This is a genomic window from Streptomyces solincola, from assembly GCF_002982015.1.
Taxonomy (GTDB): Bacteria; Actinomycetota; Actinomycetes; order Streptomycetales; family Streptomycetaceae; genus Streptomyces; species Streptomyces solincola.
The window spans coordinates 1-1,362 of record NZ_PVLV01000163.1 but is presented as its reverse complement, the minus strand read 5'-3'; the positions used below and the strand labels follow the sequence as shown (position 1 = coordinate 1,362).

Here is a 1,362-nt window from a genome sequence, read left to right as displayed (position 1 = left end):
AGATGTGTATAAGAGACAGCTGGAAGTCGACCTCGGCGGTGCCGGCGGGGGGCGCGGGGAACTGGGCGAAGATGCTGATGCTCTCGCCGGCCTTGACGCTGGTGATGCCGGTGGTGGTGAGGGGGAAGCCTTCGGTGTCGCGGAGGACGTAGTAGCGCTTCTTCTCGGTTTTGTCCGTGAGAGTGACACCGGCAAGCGAGGGCCCTGTGCGCTTGACGCTCACCTCCTCGCCGCTCCAGTTGATAGGAGCGATCAGAGGCTTGGCCGTGGTGTTCTTCAGAGATCCCGTAACGGTCAGGAAGCCGCCGGAATCCCGTTGGGCGCTGTAGATCAGCACCTCGAAGCCGTTGGCGCCGGTGATCGTCGCCAACGGCTGGCTGGGGGCGGGCTCAGGGCTCTCCCGGCTGCCTTCAGACGGTGTTTGCTCGTTCGGAGCGGGCCTGGTGGCGCTCGCAGCGCTCGACTCTCGGGGGGCGTCATCGGAGCCGTCACTCTTTCCACAAGCGACCAGCGTCAGGGCCAGCACCGTGGCCGCCGCGCCGAACGCCGCTCTCCGTGCGGTGAAGCCGTGACTAGTAATCATCAATGGGCATCCTTTGCATTCCACACCCGGTCACTCTGCGGCTAGTTTGATGTCGAAGAGATCGGCCATGCTCGGCAGGTCGTCCGGGTCCAGATCGAGCTCGCCGTCTACACAGTCCAACGCCTCGGGAAGCGGGCTCTCACGGTCCTCTCCCGACGCGATGGTGCATCGCGGCGTGACGACAGCAGTCGCGGTGCTCACTGCCTGTTCACCCTCTATACTGGGCAGAACAGTGCCCGTCATCGAGTCATTGGACCGAACAGCGACCCGACTCCCCCAACGGCCGTCATCTAGAAACTCACACCCTGTGAGGGCCGCTTGGTTCTGCGCGGCGAACGAGCCGGCGGCTGCACACCCGGCTTCCTCGGACAGAAGGACTCCGGTGAGCAGGTCACCGAGGTTCTCCTCGGTGAGCTCGAATGTGTCGCGCGACTCCTTCGCAGCGGCCAGAGCGGCCGCGTCCGCTGCCGACTGGGCACCATTGCGCAGCGCCCCGGCTTGACCGACCGCGAAGTAGGCGAGCGCGAAAAAGAGCAGGATCGCCACTACGAAGATGTAGAAAGGCGAAGCCTGCCCTGATTCGCGGAACTCGCCGATCAGCCGCCGATGATCTCGCTGACCTTGGTGACCAGCCCGGTGGCAATGGTGTTCCCCACGCCCGACCCCACCACCGCCGCGATGATCACCCCCACCAGGATGATGATCCCCACGTACTCCACCGCCCCCTGGCCCGCGTCGCGGCGGCGTAGGGCGCGGGTGGTGGTCTTGGTCCAGGTGGC

The 1,362-nt window shown here is 65.3% G+C and carries 3 protein-coding genes; all 3 read right to left on the bottom strand.

All coding sequences use genetic code 11. The features are described from left to right. Positions 1-583 (bottom strand): hypothetical protein (locus tag C6N75_RS12590; protein ID WP_105868967.1); only part of this gene is annotated, 583 nt, incomplete at its 3' end. Positions 584-613: 30 nt separating this feature from the next. Next, complete coding sequence (locus C6N75_RS12585) at positions 614-1,129, bottom strand: pilus assembly protein TadG-related protein (protein ID WP_407703215.1); 516 nt, start codon at positions 1,127-1,129, stop codon at positions 614-616. A gap of 50 nt (positions 1,130-1,179) precedes the next feature. Further along, the coding region (locus tag C6N75_RS12580) for a hypothetical protein (protein WP_105868965.1) at positions 1,180-1,362 on the bottom strand (183 nt) is incomplete at its 5' end.